The following is a 20,133-nucleotide window of genomic DNA, read 5'->3' as shown; positions in this document are numbered from 1 at the left end:
TACGTCACAGAAACCCCATAAGAAACTCGAAAACTGAATTACAACAACGTAATTCGAGGTCAGGGTGGGTACGCACCGTCCGCTCGAACACCCTTACGAAGGGTGGAGTGAATACACGAAAAAGGCCGGTCTCGCGAGGAGACCGGCCTTCTTCGTGTGGGGTGAGCGACGGGACTCGAACCCGCGACATCCAGGATCACAACCTGGTGCTCTACCAGCTGAACTACGCCCACCATTGCACGCGTCCGCAGAACCTTTTCGGGCTCTGCATCAGCAGCGTCGACAATACTAGCGGGTTGAATCCGAGGTTGCTAATCCGCCCCCGATTGCGTGTCGAGTTCGGCAACAACTGCTGCGATGTCGCTGGTAGAGGGCCCCGGCGGAGCCACGAAGGCCGTCCGGCGGTAGTACTGCAACTCTTTGATCGACTCCTTGATGTCCGCGAGGGCGCGGTGCGCAAGGCCCTTGGCCGGCTGCCCGTAGTAGATCCGTGGGTACCACCGTCGAGAAAGTTCCTTGATCGAGCTGACGTCGATCATTCGGTAGTGGAGGTAGGTGTCGAGCGCGGTCATGTCGCGAGAGATGAATCCACGATCGGTCCCGATCGAGTTTCCCGCGAGCGGAACCGTTCCGGCCACCGGGACGTGCTCCTTGATGTACGCGAGCACGCGCTGCTCGGCTTCCTCCAGGCTCACCGTCGACGCGCGCACCTCGTCGGTCAAGCCCGACTTGGTATGCATGTCGGTGACGACGGCCGGCATGTTCGCCAACGCATCGTCGTCGGCGTGGATGACGATGTCGACACCCTCTCCGAGGATGTTGAGCTCACTGTCGGTCACCAACGCCGCGATTTCGATCAGCTTGTCCTTGCTCAGGTCCAAGCCGGTCATTTCACAGTCGATCCACACGAGTTTGTCCTGCACTCGCTCCACAGTAGTGCGCCCACCACAGCCACTAGGGTTTGCGGTGGCGATCGACCCCGTTCACTTCAGCGCACGTTCACGAAAGGATGCGGACATGACAGGCGACCCGACGCAGCCGGCACCCACGCTCAGCCCTGCCGAGAAGGCGAAGGCGGCCAAAGCGGCGGCCGTGGAAGCCGCACGGGTGGCTGCCGAAGCTCTGGCTGCGGCCGACGCCGCCGAGGCCGAGGCGCGTGCCGCAGAGCAAGGGTCGGCACCGGCGGTGCACGGTAAAGCAAGCGAGATCGCAGCCGGATACACATCGGCAGGTGCGGCATTGGAACTGGGAACCGTCGTTCTGGACGGTGTCACCGACCCCGCTGCCCGCATTCGTATTCCGTTGGCCACGTTGAACAGGCACGGTCTCGTTGCCGGGGCCACCGGAACCGGCAAGACCAAGACGCTCCAGGGGATAGCCGAACAGCTTTCTGCCGCAGGGGTTCCCGTCGTCATGGCCGATGTCAAAGGAGATCTCTCGGGCTTGTCCGCGCCGGGCGAAGACACCGACAAGATCCGCAGCCGCGCTGCGGACACCGGCCTGACGGACTGGGCTCCAGCCGGACACCCGGTGGAATTTCTCTCGCTCGGCACTGAGGGAATCGGGGTGCCGGTGCGGGCCTCGATCACCGCGTTCGGACCGATTTTGCTCAGCAAAGTGTTGGGGCTCAACAACACTCAAGAGTCGACCCTGGGGCTGATCTTCCACTGGGCCGATTCCCAGGGACTTGCCTTGCTCGATCTCAAGGACCTGCGGTCGGTGATCATGCATCTGACGAGTGACGAAGGCAAAGCCGACCTGAAAGGCATCGGCGGTGTCTCGTCGGCGACCGCCGGAGTCATCCTGCGCGCCTTGGCCAATCTCGAGGCCGACGGCGGCGACACCTTCTTCGGCGAACCGGAACTCGAGACCGAGGACCTGCTCCGCGTCGGACCCGACGGACGAGGCGTCATCACCCTGTTCGAGCTCGGTGCTCAGGCGTCACGTCCGGTGATGTTCTCCACCTTCCTGATGTGGGTACTGGCCGACCTGTTCCAGACGTTGCCCGAGGTGGGTGACGTCGACAAACCCAAGCTCGTGTTCATCTTCGACGAGGCGCATCTGCTCTTCGCCGACGCGTCGAAAGCCTTTCTGCAGCAGGTGGAACAGACCGTCAAGCTCATTCGCTCGAAGGGCGTCGGCGTCTTCTTCTGCACGCAGCTGCCCACCGACGTCCCCAACGACGTTCTCTCCCAACTGGGTGCGCGAATCCAGCATGCTCTGCGCGCCTTCACTCCCGACGACCAGAAAGCACTGAACAAGACGGTGCGCACGTACCCCAAGACCGACGCCTACGACCTCGAGAAGGCACTGACGTCGTTGGGGACCGGAGAAGCGATCGTGACGGTGCTCTCGGAGAAAGGCGCGCCGACACCGGTGGCATGGACGAAGATTCGCCCGCCCCGCTCCCTGATGGACACCATCGGCAACGACGCCATCGCGGCTGCCGCGTCGTCGAGCACCCTGTCCGCCAAGTACCGCGAGACGATCGATCGCGAGTCCGCCTACGAGCGGATGAACGCACGCGTCACGGACGTGGCTGTGCCGGCCGAGAAGTTCGATATCCCACCGCTGCCCGCCGATCTGCCGGATCTGCCTCCGAGCGAGCCGGACGGGCCGTCGGCCGCGGAGCGCATCATGAGCAACCCGGCGGTCAAGAGCTTCCTTCGATCGGCTGCCTCGGCCGCCGGGCGGGAAATCTCGCGCAGCATCTTCGGAACCGGTCGGCGTCGGCGGCGCTGAGCTTGCTCGGTCGGGAGTGGAGCCCGCGGAACGACCGGGATTCGGGTACTAGCTGCCGAGCTTCTTGTAGAAGCTGCCGATGATCGGCGCGGAGATGCTGCGCGGGCTGTACTGCCCGGCTACCGACATGCCCTTGCTGAGCAGTCCGGGAACGACGCGCATCTTGTTCTTCGCCAGGCCGTCCAGTGACAGCTTCGCGGTGTAGGCGCTGTCGATCCACAGGAAGTCGGGAACCATCTTGTCGACGATCGACGCATCGGCCGGGTCGGGTGTCTCGGTGCGGACCGGGCCTGGAGCGAGCAGGGTGACGTTGACGCCGGTGCCCGCGAGCTCACCGCGCAGTGACTCCGAGAACGTGTTGACGAAGGCCTTCGTCGCGGCGTAGGTCGCGTTGTTGGGGATGGCCATGTTGCCCGCCGCAGAACCGGTGATGAGGATGCCGCCTGCTCCGCGGCCGATCATGCCGGGCATGACCGCCAACGTGAGGTCGTGTACGGCAACGGCATTGAGCTCCACCTGATCGCGCTCGTACGCGGGATCGAGCCCGGCCACTGGTCCGAACGTCGCGATGCCTGCGTTGTTGCACAGGATCGAGATCTCACGCTCGGAGAGCTCGGTGACCAGCTCCTGGCGCTGCTCGCGGTTGGACAGATCCGACGCCCGCACCTCGACGGTGACGCCGTGCTCGGCGGTGAGCTTCGAGGCCAGCGCCTCGAGCAGTTCGCCGCGTCGGGCCACGACGATCAACGAGTGACCACGGGTGGCGAGTTCGGTGGCCAGGGCTTCACCGATACCGGAGGAGGCTCCGGTGACGACGGCGCGGGCATCGGGGCTGGGCTTGGGCAGGCTCACGGTGAGACAGGCTAGCGGACAGATCAGATCGTGGCCGCGAGCCGGGTGCCCTGCTCTATCGCCCGTTTCGCGTCCAACTCTGCCGCCACGTCCGCACCGCCGATGATGTGTGTGGTGGTGCCCGCGGCCTTCAGCTCGTCGACCAGATCGCGGACCGACTCCTGGCCCGCGCAGATCACGATGGTGTCGACCTCGAGCAAGCGTGGGCGTTCGTGCTTCTCGCCGAACGAGATGTGCAGGCCCGCACCGTCGATCTTCTCGTAGTTCACCCCCGAAAGCTGATGCACGCCTTTGGCTTTCAATGCTGCGCGGTGGACCCACCCGGTGGTCTTCGCGAGACCGGCCCCGATACGTCCCGGCTTGCGTTGCAGGAGGTAGACCTCCCGAGGAGATGCGGCAGGCACCGGGGTGGTCAACGCGCCCGGCGCGGCCTCGGGCTCGGTGACTCCCCACTCCTGCTTCCATTCCTTCAGATCCAGCGTGGGGGAGGCGTCGGTGGTGAGGAACTCGGAGATGTCGATGCCGATACCGCCGGCACCGATGACCGCGACCCGGTCGCCGACGGCCCTACCGTCGCGTACCAGTTCCGCGTACGAGAGCACGGACGGGTGATCGATACCTGGGATCTGCGGCATTCGGGGAGTGACACCGGTGGCCAGGACCACCTCGTCGAATTCGCCCGCGGCGAGTTCTGCGGCGGTAACCCGAGTATCGAGGTGTACCGCAACATCCGCGTCGCGCAGAGCGGTGGAGAAGTAGCGAATGGTCTCGGCGAACTCTTCCTTGCCGGGAATCAGACGGGCGATACCGAATTGGCCGCCGATCTCGCTCCTGGCCTCGAACAGGCTGACGGCGTGTCCGCGTTGCGCAAGGGTGAGCGCCGCAGACAGTCCGGCGGGCCCGGCCCCGACGACCGCCACCTTCTTGGTCTTCTTAGTCGGCAACAACTGCAGGTCGATCTCGCGACCGGCGCGAGGGTTGACCAGGCACGAGACCTTCTTGTGTACGAAGGCATGGTCGAGGCAGGCCTGATTGCAGGCGATGCAGGTGTTGATTCGATCCGCGGAATCGGAAGCAGCCTTCTCGACCCAGAACGGATCGGCGAGCATCGGCCTGGCCATCGCGATCAGCTGCGCGTCGCCGCGGGCGAGGATGTTCTCGGCGATCTCGGGCATGTTGATGCGGTTGGACGCGGCGACGGGGATGCTCACGTATTTTTCGAGCTTGCCGGTGATGTCGGCGAACGCCGCCCTGGGGACGGAGGTGACGATGGTCGGCACCCGCGATTCGTGCCAGCCGATGTCGGTGTTGATGATGTTCGCGCCTGCGGCCTCGACGTCCTCGGCGAGGGCAACGATGTCGTTCCAACTCTGGCCCTCCTCGACGAGGTCGGCCATCGACAGCCGGAACACGATGAGGAAGTCCGGGCCAACCGCAGCCCGAGTCTGTCGCACGATCTCGACTGCCATTCGGCGACGGTTCTCCGCAGAACCACCCCATTCGTCGCGTCGCTTGTTGGTGCGCTCGGAGAGGAACTGGTTGATGAAGTAGCCTTCGCCGCCCATGATTTCGACGCCGTCGTAGCCGGCGCTCTGTGCGAGTCGGGCGCACCGCACGAAGTTTCTGATCTGCCAGCGAACGCCCCTCGAGGTCAATCGCCTGGGCCGAAAAGGATTGATGGGAGCCTTGATCGACGATGCCGACACACTCAGCGGCTGGTAGGAATAGCGTCCGGCATGGAGGATCTGGAGCGCGATCTTGCCGCCTTCGCGGTGCACGGCAGTGGTGATCCTGCGGTGCCGACGGGCCTCGATGCGGTTGGTCAGCTTGGCCCCGAACGGCAACAGCCACCCGGTGCGATTGGGGGCGTAACCCCCGGTGATGATGAGTGCGACTCCGCCGCGGGCACGCTCGGCGAAGTAGGCTGCGAGGCGGCCGGTGTCGCGGGCGCGATCTTCGAGGCCGGTGTGAATCGATCCCATGATCACGCGGTTCTTCAGCGTGGTTGCGCCGACGTCCAACGGCGACAACAGAATCGGGTACGGACCAGTGGTCTGCTCGGTCTTCACAGTTTCTCCAATACCTCGGTGCACCATTCGGTGAATCCTTCTTCGACACGAATCCCGCCGCGGAGCACCAGGTATTGATGCAGCGCGGTACCGGTCAGGGCAGCGGGGGCCGGAAAGTCCTGCTTCTCGATCAGTCGATACACGTCGAGACGGGTGGCATGTACGTCGCGGTGGCGGGCGACTTCGACTTTCAACGCTTCGATGTCACCGTTGGCGGCACCGCGAATCTTCACTGCGAGTTCCTCGCGAAGCTGCGAGGGATCGGTCGGCGCAGCAATCCACCGATCGAGCTCGGCGCGGCCCGCAGCGCTGACCGAATAGACCTTCTTGTCGGGTCGGCCGTCCTGCGCGACTGCCTCGCCGGTGATCCAGCCCGCTCCATCCATCCGCGTCAGAGTGCGGTAGATCTGCTGATGAGTTGCACTCCAGAAGAAGCCGATGGACTTGTCGAACCGTCGGGCGAGCTCGTACCCCGAGCCGCTCAGCTCCGTGAGGGAGACCAGAATCGCGTGTTCCAAAGCCACACCCGAGAGTATGTATGCAACGTGGTGACTATGCAACTAGGTGCACCCAAACGTGGGCCCGTCGCGGGCTAGTGTTGGCAACCATGGGAACCCAGCCGGAGGCCGCTGTCGTCGGAGTCGCCACAACGCGTAAGCAGGTCACCGCCTGGGGGTTCTGGGACTGGGGATCGGCCGCGTTCAATGCCGTCATTCTCACGTTCGTGTTCTCGGTGTATCTCACCGATGCCGTAGGTGACGACCTACCCGGATCCATCTCGGCGACCACGTGGTTCAGCTGGTCCATCGCGCTGTCGAGCGTCGTCATCGCACTGCTGGCACCGGTGTGCGGGCAGTGCTTCGACGCCCGCGGCAAGAGAAAATGGCTGCTGGGGCTATTGACCGCGTTGACGGTCGTGGCCATGGCCGGCTTGTTCTTCGTACAGGACGACTACCACTATCTGTGGCTCGGGCTGCTGCTGCTCGGTCTCGGATCCATCATGTTCGAGCTGGCCAGTATTCCGTACAACTCGATGCTGCGGCAGGTCTCCACCCCGGCCAATATCGGACGTGTGTCCGGATTCGGTTGGGCGATGGGCTATTTCGGTGGCATCGTCCTATTGCTTCTGTGCTACCTCGGTTTCATCGTCGGGGACGGCGACACTCGGGGCCTGCTGGGGCTGAGCACCGACGGAGGGCTCAACATCAGGCTCGTCGCCGTGCTGGCGGCCGTCTGGTTCGCGGTCTCGGCCATCCCGGTGATGTTCGCAGTTCCCGAAGTACCCAGGGCCATCGCCGACCCCGAGGCGGCACAGGCCGGCTTCGCGGAGTCCTATCGCGTTCTCTTTCGTGATGTGCGCGAGTTGTGGAGCGCAGACCGGCGTGCCGTCTACTACCTGATCGCCAGCGCACTGTTCCGAGACGGACTGGCGGGCGTGTTCACTTTCGGAGCCGTTCTCGCCGTCAGCGTCTACGGCATCGGCGCGGCGGACGTACTGCTGTTCGGCGTCGCCGCCAATGTCATCGCAGGCCTCGGTGCCATCGTCGCCGGGCGGTTCGACGACAGAATCGGACCCAAGAAGGTCATCGTCTTCTCGCTCACGTCCATGATCGGTGCCGGAACCATTCTGCTGTTCGTGTCGGGACCGACGATGTTCTGGATCTTCGGGCTGATCCTGTGCCTGTTCGTGGGGCCCGCGCAATCGTCTGCGCGTACCTTCCTGGCCCGACTGGCACCGCCCGGGCGCGAGGGTCAGTTCTTCGGACTGTTCGCGACGACGGGTCGGGCCGCGTCGTTTCTCGCGCCCTCGCTGTTCGGGCTGTTCGTGTGGATGTTCGACGCCGACCGCGCGGGTATCGCCGGGCTGATCATCGTTCTCGCCGCCGGGCTGCTGGCACTGCTCAAAGTTCGCGCCCCGGAACAGGTTTAGACCGACCCGATACGATCCAAGATCTCGGCTGCGAGTCTGTCGGGGGCTACCTCGGGGATCCAATGGGAGATGCCGTCGAGTTCGACGAATCGGTACGGCGCATCGACGAACTCGCCACAGCGCTCCGCGCCGGCTCGACCGATGGCGGTATCGCCGTTGCTCCACAAGTAGGTGGTCGGCACCGTCACCGCAGGTAGGTTCGCGAACTCCCGCGTCATCGCGGCATACCAACTCGACGCAGCGGTCAGTGCTCCCGGCACCGTCAGATGGCGAACGTATTCGTCGTTGAGGCTCTCGGCTCCGAACATCGCGCGGAGCCGTTGGGCGTCGTTCTCGGTCAGTACTCGTTCGGCCTTCTCGGGTTCGCGAAGCAAACCGAAGTACTGTGACCGCTGTTGCTGGTCCGGGTCCTCGCGAATGGCCCAGTTGAACGCCGCGGAATGCGGAACGGATGCGGCAGTGAGGCTTCGGACGCGGTCGGGATGTTCGGCAGCGACATGCCAGGCGACCACAGCACCCCAGTCGTGACCCACCAGGTGCGCCGAGTTCAGGTCGAAGGCGTCGAGCAGGCCGAGGACGTCCTCGGTGAGACGCTCGATGCGGTAGTGCTCGACGCCGATCGGTCGGGCACCGGGGGAGTAGCCCCGCTGGTTGGGGGCCAGGACGCGGCAACCCGCGGCCGTCAATTCGGGGGTCACCCGCGACCACGACGCGTTGGTCTGTGGAAAGCCGTGCAGCGCAACGACGGGTACGCCGTCGACGGGACCTGCCTGCGCCAGCTCGAACGTGTACTCGCCGATGTGTACCTCGGTGGTCATGATGCTCCTTCGCGGCTCGCGTTCGTGCCCGACGGTCAGGCCCGTCGCGGTTCCCATTTGCTCATCCCCAGCATGATCATCCGGATCTGCTTCTCGGTGCGTTCGATGAGGTCTTTCTCGTTCTGACTACCCGGTCGGTCGATTTCCAACAGACCGACCACCGCCGTCAGCATCGTCGAGACCAGGAGGTCGGCCGTCATCTCGAGATCGGAGACGTCCCATCGTTCGAGACCGGGCATGCGAGAGAGGTCGATGGTCAGCTCGCTGACGAACAGCCGGAGCTCGGTGGCGAACGCGCGACGTACCTCGGTGACTCCGCCGTAGCGCTCGCGACTGAGGAAGCGGAACTGATCCTCGTGGCTGCGGACCTGACGAACCAGGATGCCGAAGGATTCGGTGGCCGTCTTGGTACTCGGGTTGCGTCTGGCGTCGCGCAGCATCTGGCGCAGCATGCGCATGCTGTCCTCGACCAACGCGACCCCGAGGTCTTCCATGGACGCGAAGTGTCGATAGAACGCGGTGGGGACGATGCCGGCGGACCGCGCGACCTCACGCAGGCTCACGCTCGCGAACGACCGTTCGCGAAGCAGATCGAGTGTGCCGTCGATCAAGGCCTGCCGCGTGCGCTCCTTGCGCTCCGCGCGGGTACCCGGTTCTGTCACGGCGTCCAGTTTATGGGCGGGCACTCTGTGATCTCCCCTCCGGTTGCTTCCGCGGTCCCCGTGAACTTCACATGAGGTCTGTAATGGCGGTCACATAAACGTTGACAGGTACCGGTGTCGCTCTGTCACACTCATGTTAGTGCACAATCGTTCACTGAATGGGTCGTAGGGTTCGATCCGGTTAGGGAGGATGGAATGACGCTTCAAGAACGTCCGACGCGACCCACGGGTTCGCGCAAGTTCTCGCTTCTTTCCCTGTTCGAGGCCATGGCCACGCCCCACGCGCTCGATCGGTACCTGGAGCTGGTCGACCCCATGACGACCGTTCGTGATCTGCGCGGCGAAGTGACCGAGATACACCGGTCCACCGAAGATTCGCTGACGCTCACCATCCGCCCCACCCGACAGTGGAAGGGCTTTCAGGCCGGCCAGTTCGTTCAGGTCGGGGTGGTCATCGACGGCGTACGTCAGACTCGCTGCTACTCGCCGGCCTGTTCGCAGTACCGCAAGGACGGCCGAATCGAGCTGACGATCAAGGCGCACCCCGAGGGGCTGGTCTCGCAGTATCTGCACAAGAACGCCCACGTCGGCCTCGTCGTCAGCCTGTCGCAGGCGGACGGCACGTTCAAGCTTCCCCAGCCACGCCCGGCGCGCACGCTGTTGATCAGCGGCGGCAGCGGCATCACGCCCGTGCTGTCCATGCTCAGGTCGCTGCTGGACGAGGGGTACAGCAGCGACCTGACCTTCCTGCACTACGCGTACACCGAGAACGACGTCGCGTACAAGCAGGAGCTCGAGAAGATCGCCGCCGAGCACGACAACGTGAACCTCGTCTTCGCGTACACCGAGCAGACGACCGGCGGGGACCTGCACGGGTTCTTCGGCAAAGAGCATCTCGACGCCGTGGCGCCGTGGTTCGCAGACGCGGACACCTTCCTGTGCGGTCCACCCGGGCTGATGAAGGGCGTGACGTCGTTCTTCGACGACGCAGGGCTCGGCGACCGACTGCACCTCGAGGAATTCACACCGTCCTTCGCCACCGTGAGCGACGACGTCACGGGAACCACCACGTTCTCCGGAAGTGACGTCGCCGCCGAGAACGACGGTGCAACGTTGCTCGAACAAGCCGAGGGAGCCGGTCTGTCGCCGGCCAACGGGTGCCGAATGGGCATCTGCTTCACGTGCACCTCGGTGAAGAAGTCCGGCTGCACCAAGAACATCAAGACCGGTGAGACCGACACCGAATCCGACAAGAAGATCCAGCTCTGTGTGTCCGTTGCCGTCGGCGACGTCGACATCGACATCTAGTCCCGGAGCTCCCGCCCACCACCCGATCGAATTGGAGATCAGCAGATGCTCGGAACGATTCTCTCGATCCTGCCCACCGCCGTCATTCCCTTCCGACGCAACGAAACGCTGCCCGACGAGCCGACCGTACTGACGTACGAACAGGTCGAAGAGCTCGGCCGCGAACTCGACGACCTGCGGGCCCGCACCGTCGCCAAACTGGGCGACGAGGACCGCGAATACATCTACAAGATCATCAAGGCGCAGCGCGGGCTCGAGATCACCGGACGCGCACTGATGTACCTGCCTTTCGTCCCGCCGGCATGGCTCGCCGGTGTCGGCGCACTCGGCGTCGCGAAGATCCTCGACAACATGGAGATCGGCCACAACGTCATGCACGGCCAGTACGACTGGATGCGTGAGCCGGGTCTGAACTCCGAGGTGTTCGAGTGGGACACCGTCTGCCCGGCAGACCAGTGGAAGCACTCGCACAACTACATGCACCACACGTTCACCAACATCGTCGGCATGGACCGCGACATCGGGTACGGAATCCTGCGCATGGATCAGGACCAGAAGTGGAACCCGTACTACCTGGGCAACCCCGTCTACGCATTCCTGCTCATGACGTTCTTCGAGTGGGGCGTCATGCTGCACGACCTCGAGACCGAGAACATCGTCGCCGGCAAGAGGAAGTGGCACGACGTCAAGCCGTTGCTGCAGGGAATGTGGCGCAAGGCGGGCAAGCAGGCTCTCAAGGATTACGTCATCTTTCCCGCTCTGACCGGGCCGTTCTTCGCCTCGACCGTGGTCGGCAACGTTGCTGCGAACCTGATCCGCAACGTGTGGACGTACTCGATAATCTTCTGCGGCCACTTCCCGACGGGGGTGCAGACCTTCAGTCAGGAAGAGACCGCCGACGAGAGCCGGGGCGAATGGTACGTCCGTCAGATGCTCGGATCGGCCAACATCGAGGGTTCGCCGCTGTTCCACATCATGTCCGGCAACCTCTCGCACCAGATCGAGCACCACCTCTTCCCGGATCTTCCCGCGCACCGCTACCCGCAGATCGCACCCGAGGTCAAGGCTCTGTGCCAGAAGTACGACCTGCCGTACAACACCGGCGGCTTCTTCCACCAGATCGGCACCGTGTGGGGCAAGATCTTCAAGCTCGCTCTGCCCAACTCGCTCACCGGATCGGCTGCGCCGGCCAGTGTTATCGTCGAGCGTAAGAAGACCGACGCAGCGTGACGACTTCGAAGGGGGCGGTCCTGGTGGTGGGAAGGTTCGAGCGCAACAAGGACACCGTGCAGGATTTCACCGAGTCTGCGGCGACACACGTCGGCAGAATCGTGGTGATCATCGCCGGAGCGGTCCGTGACGTCACTCGCGAGATCGGTGATCTGATCACCGATGGAATCGAAATGCGTGAGGCCGCGAAGAAGGCCGAGCGTGATGCGCCGCTGGGCACCGTGATCAACGGGGAGTTCGAGACCCGCGACCGGCACTGACTCACCGCACGATCGACGAAGCCGCCCGAGCATTGCTCGGGCGGCTTTCTCGTGTCGGGCGTGGATGGCTAGCGGCGGCGCAGTCTCCACAGTGACGTGGTCTCGCGCGACCGAGCTTCGTGCAGAACATCGGAGGCGTCGGTCGCTCGAGAATGCGATGGCACGGTGTCCATCCGGTCGACGACGGTCAGGCCGGCCTTGTCGATCGACGCGAGAAGGTCTGTGCGCGTGACCAATCCGAGCAACTCGGCGAGGTCGGACAACACCAACCAGGCCTCGCCGTCGGGCGTCAGATGCCCGCCGAGGCGGCTGAGGAACGATTTGAGCATGCGAGAACCGGGATCGTAGACGGCATGCTCGATCCCCGACGTCGGCTTGGTGGGGATCCACGGCGGGTTGCAGACGATCAATCCCGCGCGGCCGCTCGGGAAGATGTCGGTCTGCACCACCTCGACCCGATCGCTGTACCCGAGTGCGTCGAGATTGGCGCGGGCGCACGCGACCGATCGGAGGTCCTTGTCGGTCGCCACCACCGCAGGTACGCCCCGGCGCGCGAGTACCGCAGCCAGCACACCCGAGCCCGTCCCGATGTCGAAAGCCCGGTCCGTGGCAGGTAGCGGTGCGTCGGCGACGAGCTGGATGTACTCACCGCGGACAGGCGAGAACACTCCGTAGTGGGGATGAACGGACGCGTCCAGCGCCGGCACGAACACTCCCTTGCGGCGCCACTCGTGTGCGCCGATGATCCCGAGCAGTTCCCGTAGTGACAGGACGCAGGCCGAGGCATCGGGACCCAGTGCTTCCGCTACGGCCGATCGCACCTCCGGCGCTCGGCCGAGATCGAGCCGTAGGTCCGAATCGAGTTGCACCAGAAGCATTCCCAATACCCGTGCGCGCCGCGCCTGGTACTGACGATGCAGGTGGAACCGCTCGGCGGGCGACGCGTTCTCGGGCTGTGTGGCCGGTGGTACCCGCCGCGTCATGGCCGACAGGAGCTGGCGAGCGTTGTTGTAATCGCCACGCCACAGCAGAGACTCGCCGATCGTCGCCAGCTTGTAGGCCACGTCCGCCGTCGTCGCGTCGTCGACGATCCGCACCACCCGTGGTGGCGGCGCACCGTTCTCCGACTGCCATCGCGCGGACCGTTCGATGCCGTCCTCGACCCACGTGACGCTCATGCTGCAGTGTGCGGGTACTCCGCACTGCGATGTTGGAAGGCAAGGATATTGGGGTTGACGATGACACCCTCCCTGATTTCGATGGAACGCTCGATGGTGACGTCCTCGCTCCACGCTGCGGGCCCGTCGAGAACCACGCGAAGGTAAGGCAGCAACGATTCGCTGATCTCCCACGTCGCCGAATTCCACAGATAGGACGGGCTGTGGTCGACGGCGTAGTAGTGCACGTTGTCACCGACGGTGAACATCGGGTCGGCGAACGACGTGGGCCGAGCCCATTCGAATCCCATTCCCTCGTCACACGAGACGTCCACGACCAGGGTGCCCGGAGTCAATGTGGGCAGGTCCTCGTTCGTCAGGAACGTCAGTGGTGAGTTCGTATCCTGCAGTACGCAATTGACGATCACATCGTGGTCGGACAGAAACTGCGAGAGTGGGATTCGACCGTCGGGAGTCAGAGCTCGGCTCTGGCGGGGATCGGCGTCGTCGAGATCGAAATTGACGATGTTGGCCGAGTGGATCGGCGAACCCACCGCCGTGACCCCACGCTGAGTGAGGACATCGACGTCGTGAATCCCGTGTGCACTGAGCGCGGTGACCGCGCCGCGAGCCGTGGCTCCGAAACCGATGACAGCGGCCCGCAACCTGCGGCCGTAGTCCCCGGTGGAACCGATCAGCTGCAATGCGTGCAGCACCGAGCAGTACCCGGCCAATTCGTTGTTCTTGTGGAACACATGAAGATTGAACCAGCCGTCCTGCGTCCAGTGGTTCATGGCCTCGAAGGCGATCAGCGTGAGTTTGCGATCGACAGCGATCTGGGTGAGCCTTTCGTCCTGCACACAGTGCGGCCAACCCCAGAGCGTCTGGCCGGGTCGAAGAGACTCGAGATCTTCGGCCTGAGGCTTCGGCAGCAGAATCACGTCGCATAGAGCAATGAGCTCGGCGCGGGTGCCGATACCCGCGACCTGCGTGGCCAGGTGCTCGTCGGAGATTCCGAACGGTTCGCCGTAGCCGGATTCGAGGAACATTCGGCCTCGAATGTCGGCGTCGATGCGATCGAAATGAAGAGGATGAATCGGTAGTCGACGCTCATCGGGCTTGCGCGAACGTGAGAGGACTCCGAGAGTGAGCTGATGCACGTGTAACCCTTCGTTACGCGAAGTCAACCACAGTAACGCGAGTCGGCCAGCGTTCGCGCTGGTCAGAGGGTGCCCCCGGCAGGATTCGAACCTGCGACCAAGGGATTAGAAGGCCCTTGCTCTATCCCCTGAGCTACGGAGGCTGGCACGCGCGGACAGGCCCGCTCGAGCACGGTTGACGAGTGTACCTTTCCGCCTACGGCGATCACACCGGCATGGGTTGAGGGAGCAGTGCAGGGGGAAGCCTGTGATGTCGTAGACGTTCCGGCCGGCACCCGAAGGAGGTTCGATGCACGACATTCTGGACGAGCTGCTGTACGCCTGGCAGACCGGCGACGCGGCCGCGGTGGCAACGGTCGTGCAGACATTCGACTCCGCGCCGCGTCCTGTGGGTGCGTCGATGATGGTCGGCCAGGACGGTGCGGTCGCCGGTTCGGTGTCCGGCGGCTGCGTCGAGGGTGCCGTGTACGAGTCGGCGCAGGACGTGATGCAGTCCGGTACCCCGATACTCACTCGATACGGGGTGTCGGACGACGACGCATTCGCAGTCGGGCTCACGTGTGGGGGAACGCTGGATGTGTTCGTGCAGGCGGTGTCGAAGCACACCTTTCCCGAGTTCGGTGACGTCGTGGCGAACGTGCGCCGCAACGTCCCGGTTGCAGTGGCCACCGTGATCGCTCATGCCGACGCAACACGGGTCGGTCGGAGAGCAGTTCTGACGGAGTCGGGTATTCGCGGTTCCCTCGGCAGCTCGCGGGCCGACGCCGCCATTGCCGACGACGCGAAAGGGCTACTTGCAGCGGGACGTTCGACTGTTCTGACGTATGGAACCGACGGCCAGCGCCGCGGTCGGGGAATGCAGGTGTTCGTGTCCAGTCATGCGCCGTCGCCGAGAATGCTCGTGTTCGGTGCCATCGACTTCGCTGCGGCGGTTGCGCAGCAGGGTGCCTTTCTGGGCTACCGCGTCACCGTCTGCGACGCCCGATCCGTGTTTGCGACCCCGCAGCGCTTTCCCGCTGCCGAGCAGGTGGTGGTCGCGTGGCCGCACGACTACCTGAACCAACAGTGGGCGGCGGGGGAGTTGGACGAGAGGACCGTGGTCTGTGTGTTGACTCACGACCCGAAGTTCGATGTGCCACTGCTCGAAGTGGCGTTGCGGATTCCGGCCCTGGCGTTCGTCGGAGCGATGGGCTCGCGGCGAACCCATGACGACCGCATCGCCCGGTTACGGGCGGCAGGAGTGACCGAGACCGAACTCGCGCGATTGTCGAGCCCGATCGGACTCGACCTGGGTGCACGCACGCCGCAGGAGACCGCGGTGTCCATTGCGGCGGAGATCATCGCCCAGAGATGGGGCGGGAGCGGCACGCCTCTCCGGCAGCAGCACGGACGCATCCACCACGACTCGCTGGACGCCGAGGACGGGGCAAAGTACGACGCTGTGTAGGACTCGCGTTTCGAGTACTGCCGAACACCTCTTACTCTGGTGGTATGGCCACACCGGATCTCGACAAGACCGACCCGTCGCACGCCGGGGACTCCACCGGCGATGTGCGGTCGGACGAGGGTACGGGCAGTGCAGATCCCCGCTCGACAACCACGTCGGTGTTCGTCACTGCCGGCGTCATCGCCGGTGTCGTCGCTGCCCTGATCGTCATGCTGTCCGCGTCGGACGCGTTGGTCCTGCTCGGTATCCCTGATCCCGGCCCGGCCACCACCTACGGACTGCCCGCCCTGCGTGCGATCGGTGAGATCGCAGCGGTCATCGCGGTCGGCTCGTTCCTGCTGGCGGCGTTCCTGGTTCCGCCGCAGAAGAACGGCGTGCTCGACGTGGACGGTTACCGGGCGGTTCGCACCGGCTCGGTCGCATCCATCGTCTGGGCCGTATGTGCGCTTCTCCTCGTGCCGTTGACGCTGTCCGACACCTCCGGCCAGCCGTTCGCCGAGGCCGTGAAGCCGGCGAATCTGTGGATCGCGCTGGATCAGGTGGAGATCGCCAGTGCATGGCGGTGGACGGCCATCATGGCCGTCGTCGTCGCCATTGCATCGAGGACGGTACTGCGGTGGTCCTGGACGCCTGCGCTGCTCGGATTCTCGCTGGCCACCCTGCTGCCCATTGCGCTCAGTGGTCATTCCTCGGCGGGCGGATCGCACGACATCGCGACCAACTCGCTGATCCTGCACCTCGGTGCCGCGTCGTTGTGGGCGGGCGGGCTGTTCGCACTGCTTGCACATATTCGCAGACGCGGCGCGCACACCGACGTCGCTGCTCGGCGGTTCTCCACGATCGCCGGCGTCTGCTTCGTCGTCATGGGCATCAGCGGAGTCATCAACGCCCTGGTTCGGGTGTCTCTCGCCGACCTGTTCACCACGACGTACGGCCTGCTGATCGTGGGCAAGATTCTCGCGTTGATCGTGCTCGGCGGATTCGGCTGGATGCAGCGGCGTCGCGCTCTGCCCGCACTGATCGCCGATCCCACCGCCCGTGGACCGCTGCTCCGGTTCGCCGGGGCCGAGGTGCTCGTTCTCGCCGCGACCGTCGGTCTGGCCGTCGGGCTCGGGCGAACACCTCCGCCCGCCGAGATCGACCCGAACCTGACGCCGACCGAGGCCGCGCTCGGATACGACCTCAGCGGACCGCCGACGTTCGCTCGTATGGCTTTCGATTGGCGCTTCGACCTGATCTTCGGCACCGCCGCGATCGTGATGGCCGTGGTGTATCTGATCGGGGTCCGTCGGCTGCGACTGCGCGGCGACGCGTGGCCCGTCGGTCGCACCGTCGCCTGGGTCCTGGGCTGCCTCACACTGCTGATCAGTACGTCTTCGGGCATCGGACGGTATTCCACGGCAGTGTTCAGCGTGCACATGACCGGACACATGATGCTGTCGATGCTTGCGCCGGTTCTGCTCGCGCTCGGTGGTGCACTGACGTTGGCGTTGCGTGTCCTGCCCGCGGCAGGCAAGGACGGCGTCCCGGGGATGCGCGAGTGGTTGCTGATGGGCCTGCACAGTCGACTGTCGCAGTTCGTCACCCACCCGCTCGTCGCGGCGCTGATCTTCGTGGGCGGCTTCTACGTGCTCTATCTCGGCGGAATCTTCGGGGCCGTACTGGACAGTCACGGAGCTCATCTGTTGATGAACCTGCACTTCGTGCTCAGCGGATACCTGTTCTACTGGACGGTCATCGGCGTCGATCCGTCTCCGCGCAAGATTGCTCCGGTCACCAAACTCGCCGTGGTGTTCGGCTCACTGCCGTTTCATGCGTTCTTCGGTGTGGCGCTGATGAGCATGAACACCGTCATGGGTGCCTGGTTCTACCGCACGCTCGGCCTCGACTGGAACTCCGACCTACTGGGGGACCAGAAGCTCGGTGGCGGCATCGCGTGGGCAACCGGCGAGGTGCCTCTGGTGCTGGTCATGCTCGCACTGCTGATCCAGTGGTCCCGCAGCGACGATCGCGATGCCAGGCGCGGCGACAGAGCCGCCGAGCGTGACCACGACGCCGACCTGGCCGCGCACAACGCGATGTTCGCCGAGCTGGCCCGTCGTGATCGGGACGGCAGGCAGTAGCTTCGTTTCAGTCGCTGCCGGCGATCTTGTGCAGAAGCCGGTCGAGTTCGGTGCGTTCGGCCGGCTCGAGGCCGTCGAACATGTCCGCGGACACCTGACGTCGTGCCTCGTCGACGCGGTCGAGCAGGGCGCGGCCGGCGTCGGTCAGCTCGACCAGGACAGCGCGTCGATCACTCGGGTCCGGCGCTCGCGTCACCAGTTCTGCCGCTTCGAGCGAGTCGACGATGTCGGTGGCCGATCGCGCGACGATGCGGAGGTGCTCGGCCAGATCACGCAATCGGACCGATTCTCGTTCGCGCGCCAAGACGTGCATGGCCCTGCTCTGCGACGGGTTGAGTCCGAACGGTTCCAGCGCAGTCATGTGGCTTCGCCGAATTCTTCGGGCAACGGCCATGAACGAATCGCTCAGGTTGGGCGAGTGTCCGGTGTCCATACGACGGATCATAGCGAGGCTTGCTCGCAACCTCATAGTGAGGTAACCTCTGCATATTACTTCAGCTACCACGGAGGTCTACTTGGAAAGCCGTCCCGAACGCGTACCACTCGCTTCCGATCCAGCGCCCGTCCGGCGAGTCCTGGCTTTGTTCACGCCCTACCGGCGCAAGATCGCTGTCGTCAGCGCGATCATCGTGGCCAGCGCCATCATTGCGCTCGCCTCACCTCTACTTCTTCGCGAACTCCTCGATCATGCAATTCCCGACCGCGACGTCACGCTCGTCAGCCTCATCGCGGTCGGCATGATCGCTGTTGCAGTCGCCACCAACACTCTCGGCGTGGTGCAGACCTGGATGTCCAACGGCGTCGGTCAGCAACTCATGCACGATCTGCGCGTGCAGGTCTATTCGCACCTGCAGAGACAGTCCCTCGGATTCTTCGCGCGAACGCGCACCGGTGAGGTGCAATCGCGTATCGCGAACGACATCGGCGGCATGCAATCCGTCGTCACCAACACCGCGACGTCCATCGCGCAGAACGCCACGACGGTCGCTGCGACCGTGGTCGCGCTCTTCCTGCTCGATTGGAAGCTCGCCACGTTCTCGCTGATCATCCTGCCGATCTTCGTGCGAGTCGCTCGACGTATCGGCGACGAGCGTCGCAAGATCTCGACCAAGCGGCAGAAATTGCTCAGCGATCTGTCCGTCCAGATCGAGGAATCACTGTCCGTCAGTGGAATTCTTCTGGGCAAGACCACCGGTTCCGCCCAGGCGCTGACCGACAAATTCGCCGACCGATCGCACGAGGTGGCCGGTGTCGAACTGGCCGCGATGATGGCGGGCAAGTGGCGGATGGCGACAATTCAGATCAGCTTCGCCGTGATGCCCGCTCTGGTGTACTGGTTCGCCGGCATCACCATCGGTCAGGGGAGTGCGTTGACGATCGGCACCCTGGTCGCGTTCACCGCATTGCAGACCCAATTGTTCCGGCCCACCATGCAATTGCTCAACACCGGCGTCGAAGTACAGGCATCCTTGGCGTTGTTCGGCAGAGTCTTCGAGTATCTCGATCTGCCCATCGATGTCGCCGAACCCGAGCACCCGGTCACACTCTCGCGAGAGAGCGTGCGCGGCGATGTCGCATTCCGCGGCGTCGACTTCACCTATGCCGCCGCGACTGTCCCGACGTTGTGCAACATCGATCTCGACGTACCGGCCGGGAGCACGCTCGCGCTCGTCGGCGCAACCGGATCGGGCAAGACCACGCTGGGATACCTCGTTGCCCGCCTGCATGATCCGACAGCCGGCTCGGTGACCATCGACGGTGTCGACTTGCGGCATCTGGCGTCGGAGAACATTGCCGACCTGGTGGGCGTCGTCTCTCAGGAGACCTACCTGTTCCACGCCACCATCAGGGAGAACCTGCGGTTCGCCAAACCCGACGCCACCGACGACGAGATCGTGGCTGCCGCTCGGACGGCCCAGATTCACGACTTCATCGACGGCCTCGACGACGGTTACGACACGATGGTCGGCGAGCGCGGCTACCGATTCTCCGGCGGTGAGAAGCAGCGCATCGCAATCGCCCGAACTGTCCTGCGCAACCCGCCGATTCTGGTGCTCGACGAAGCGACGAGCGCCCTGGACAATCGCACCGAACGCGCAGTGCAGACAGCGCTCGACGGTTTGATGCACGGCCGTACCACCATTCTGATCGCCCATCGCCTGTCCACCGTGCGTGCAGCAGACGCCATCGCGGTACTCGACCACGGCATCGTGCGCGAGGTCGGAAACCACGAGGCTCTGCTCGCCGAAGACGGTATGTACGCCCAATTGGTCCGTGCCGCAGATGATGTCGTGGACAGCGTTGCTGCATGATCAGGGTTGTTGCATGATCAGGGTTGTTGCATGATCAGGGTTGTTGCATGAGTTGGGCTGCCG

At 64.3% G+C, this 20,133-nt stretch carries 17 protein-coding genes and 2 tRNA genes; 8 read left to right on the top strand and 11 right to left on the bottom strand.

What is annotated here, in order from left to right:
- Positions 1-157 precede the first annotated feature (157 nt).
- A tRNA-His gene (locus tag JLZ96_RS18830) sits at positions 158-233 on the bottom strand.
- Positions 234-311: 78 nt separating this feature from the next.
- On the bottom strand, positions 312-923 hold the full coding sequence (gene orn, locus JLZ96_RS18825) for an oligoribonuclease (RefSeq protein WP_201010949.1): 612 nt from the start codon (positions 921-923) through the stop codon (positions 312-314).
- Between the two features lie 94 nt (positions 924-1,017).
- On the opposite strand from orn, the gene JLZ96_RS18820 reads away from it, so the two are divergent.
- Positions 1,018-2,742 (top strand): helicase HerA-like domain-containing protein, encoded by a 1,725-nt coding sequence (locus JLZ96_RS18820; protein ID WP_201010948.1) that lies wholly within the window; start codon positions 1,018-1,020, stop codon positions 2,740-2,742.
- A 48-nt stretch (positions 2,743-2,790) separates the two neighbouring features.
- Here the strand turns inward: JLZ96_RS18820 and cmrA are convergent, their stop codons facing one another.
- The 3 genes from cmrA to JLZ96_RS18805 are packed head-to-tail and all read right to left on the bottom strand — an operon-like array spanning position 2,791 to position 6,187.
- The gene (gene cmrA, locus JLZ96_RS18815) at positions 2,791-3,594 is read right to left on the bottom strand and encodes a mycolate reductase (RefSeq protein ID WP_027497614.1); all 804 of its coding nucleotides are present in this window, start codon (positions 3,592-3,594) and stop codon (positions 2,791-2,793) included.
- Between the two features lie 23 nt (positions 3,595-3,617).
- Positions 3,618-5,690 carry an NADPH-dependent 2,4-dienoyl-CoA reductase gene (locus JLZ96_RS18810; protein ID WP_201010947.1) on the bottom strand — a complete coding sequence of 691 codons (2,073 nt, stop codon included), beginning with the start codon at positions 5,688-5,690 and terminating at the stop codon, positions 3,618-3,620.
- Positions 5,660-6,187 (bottom strand): PadR family transcriptional regulator, encoded by a 528-nt coding sequence (locus JLZ96_RS18805; protein WP_027497612.1) that lies wholly within the window; start codon positions 6,185-6,187, stop codon positions 5,660-5,662. The genes JLZ96_RS18810 and JLZ96_RS18805 overlap by 31 nt, the downstream gene beginning before the upstream one ends.
- An 83-nt stretch (positions 6,188-6,270) precedes the next feature.
- On the opposite strand from JLZ96_RS18805, the gene JLZ96_RS18800 reads away from it, so the two are divergent.
- A complete protein-coding gene (locus JLZ96_RS18800) occupies positions 6,271-7,593 on the top strand; it encodes an MFS transporter (protein WP_201010946.1) in 1,323 nt (440 codons plus the stop codon).
- Here the strand turns inward: JLZ96_RS18800 and JLZ96_RS18795 are convergent.
- A complete protein-coding gene (locus JLZ96_RS18795; RefSeq protein ID WP_201010945.1) occupies positions 7,590-8,411 on the bottom strand; it encodes an alpha/beta fold hydrolase in 822 nt (273 codons plus the stop codon). The genes JLZ96_RS18800 and JLZ96_RS18795 overlap by 4 nt on opposite strands.
- Before the next feature lie 35 nt (positions 8,412-8,446).
- Complete coding sequence (locus JLZ96_RS18790; RefSeq protein WP_027497609.1) at positions 8,447-9,073, bottom strand: TetR family transcriptional regulator; 627 nt, start codon at positions 9,071-9,073, stop codon at positions 8,447-8,449.
- 195 nt (positions 9,074-9,268) lie between these two features.
- Between JLZ96_RS18790 and JLZ96_RS18785 the strand changes: the two genes are divergently transcribed.
- The 3 genes from JLZ96_RS18785 to JLZ96_RS18775 are packed head-to-tail and all read left to right on the top strand — an operon-like array spanning position 9,269 to position 11,871.
- The gene (locus JLZ96_RS18785) at positions 9,269-10,381 is read left to right on the top strand and encodes a ferredoxin reductase (protein ID WP_032368224.1); all 1,113 of its coding nucleotides are present in this window, start codon (positions 9,269-9,271) and stop codon (positions 10,379-10,381) included.
- A gap of 45 nt (positions 10,382-10,426) precedes the next feature.
- Complete coding sequence (locus tag JLZ96_RS18780; protein ID WP_032368223.1) at positions 10,427-11,611, top strand: acyl-CoA desaturase; 1,185 nt, start codon at positions 10,427-10,429, stop codon at positions 11,609-11,611.
- Positions 11,612-11,634: 23 nt separating this feature from the next.
- Positions 11,635-11,871 (top strand): hypothetical protein, encoded by a 237-nt coding sequence (locus JLZ96_RS18775; RefSeq protein ID WP_027497606.1) that lies wholly within the window; start codon positions 11,635-11,637, stop codon positions 11,869-11,871.
- Between the two features lie 68 nt (positions 11,872-11,939).
- Here the strand turns inward: JLZ96_RS18775 and JLZ96_RS18770 are convergent, their stop codons facing one another.
- From JLZ96_RS18770 to JLZ96_RS18760, 3 genes are all read right to left on the bottom strand, one after another.
- Positions 11,940-13,049 carry a class I SAM-dependent methyltransferase gene (locus JLZ96_RS18770; protein WP_094644332.1) on the bottom strand — a complete coding sequence of 370 codons (1,110 nt, stop codon included), beginning with the start codon at positions 13,047-13,049 and terminating at the stop codon, positions 11,940-11,942.
- Positions 13,046-14,188: a N(5)-(carboxyethyl)ornithine synthase gene (locus tag JLZ96_RS18765; RefSeq protein WP_094715899.1), complete on the bottom strand. Its 1,143-nt coding sequence runs from the start codon at positions 14,186-14,188 to the stop codon at positions 13,046-13,048. The genes JLZ96_RS18770 and JLZ96_RS18765 overlap by 4 nt, the downstream gene beginning before the upstream one ends.
- A 70-nt stretch (positions 14,189-14,258) precedes the next feature.
- Positions 14,259-14,331, bottom strand: a tRNA-Arg gene (locus JLZ96_RS18760).
- 146 nt (positions 14,332-14,477) lie between these two features.
- Between JLZ96_RS18760 and JLZ96_RS18755 the strand changes: the two genes are divergently transcribed.
- Together JLZ96_RS18755 and JLZ96_RS18750 are read left to right on the top strand one after the other, a co-directional pair.
- On the top strand, positions 14,478-15,635 hold the full coding sequence (locus JLZ96_RS18755) for an XdhC family protein (RefSeq protein WP_201010944.1): 1,158 nt from the start codon (positions 14,478-14,480) through the stop codon (positions 15,633-15,635).
- Between the two features lie 209 nt (positions 15,636-15,844).
- On the top strand, positions 15,845-17,758 hold the full coding sequence (locus JLZ96_RS18750) for a cytochrome c oxidase assembly protein (RefSeq protein WP_374758056.1): 1,914 nt from the start codon (positions 15,845-15,847) through the stop codon (positions 17,756-17,758).
- A 7-nt stretch (positions 17,759-17,765) separates the two neighbouring features.
- On the opposite strand, the gene JLZ96_RS18745 is transcribed toward JLZ96_RS18750, so the two are convergent.
- Positions 17,766-18,191: a MarR family winged helix-turn-helix transcriptional regulator gene (locus JLZ96_RS18745; RefSeq protein ID WP_057473278.1), complete on the bottom strand. Its 426-nt coding sequence runs from the start codon at positions 18,189-18,191 to the stop codon at positions 17,766-17,768.
- Between the two features lie 82 nt (positions 18,192-18,273).
- On the opposite strand from JLZ96_RS18745, the gene JLZ96_RS18740 reads away from it, so the two are divergent.
- Positions 18,274-20,070, top strand: a complete 1,797-nt coding sequence (locus JLZ96_RS18740) for an ABC transporter ATP-binding protein (protein WP_201010942.1) — start codon at positions 18,274-18,276, stop codon at positions 20,068-20,070.
- Positions 20,071-20,133: the final 63 nt, after the last annotated feature.

It is taken from the genome of Rhodococcus sp. NKCM2511 (assembly GCF_014905595.1).
GTDB lineage: Bacteria > Actinomycetota > Actinomycetes > Mycobacteriales > Mycobacteriaceae > Rhodococcoides > Rhodococcoides fascians.
This window is presented reverse-complemented; position numbering and strand designations above follow the sequence as displayed.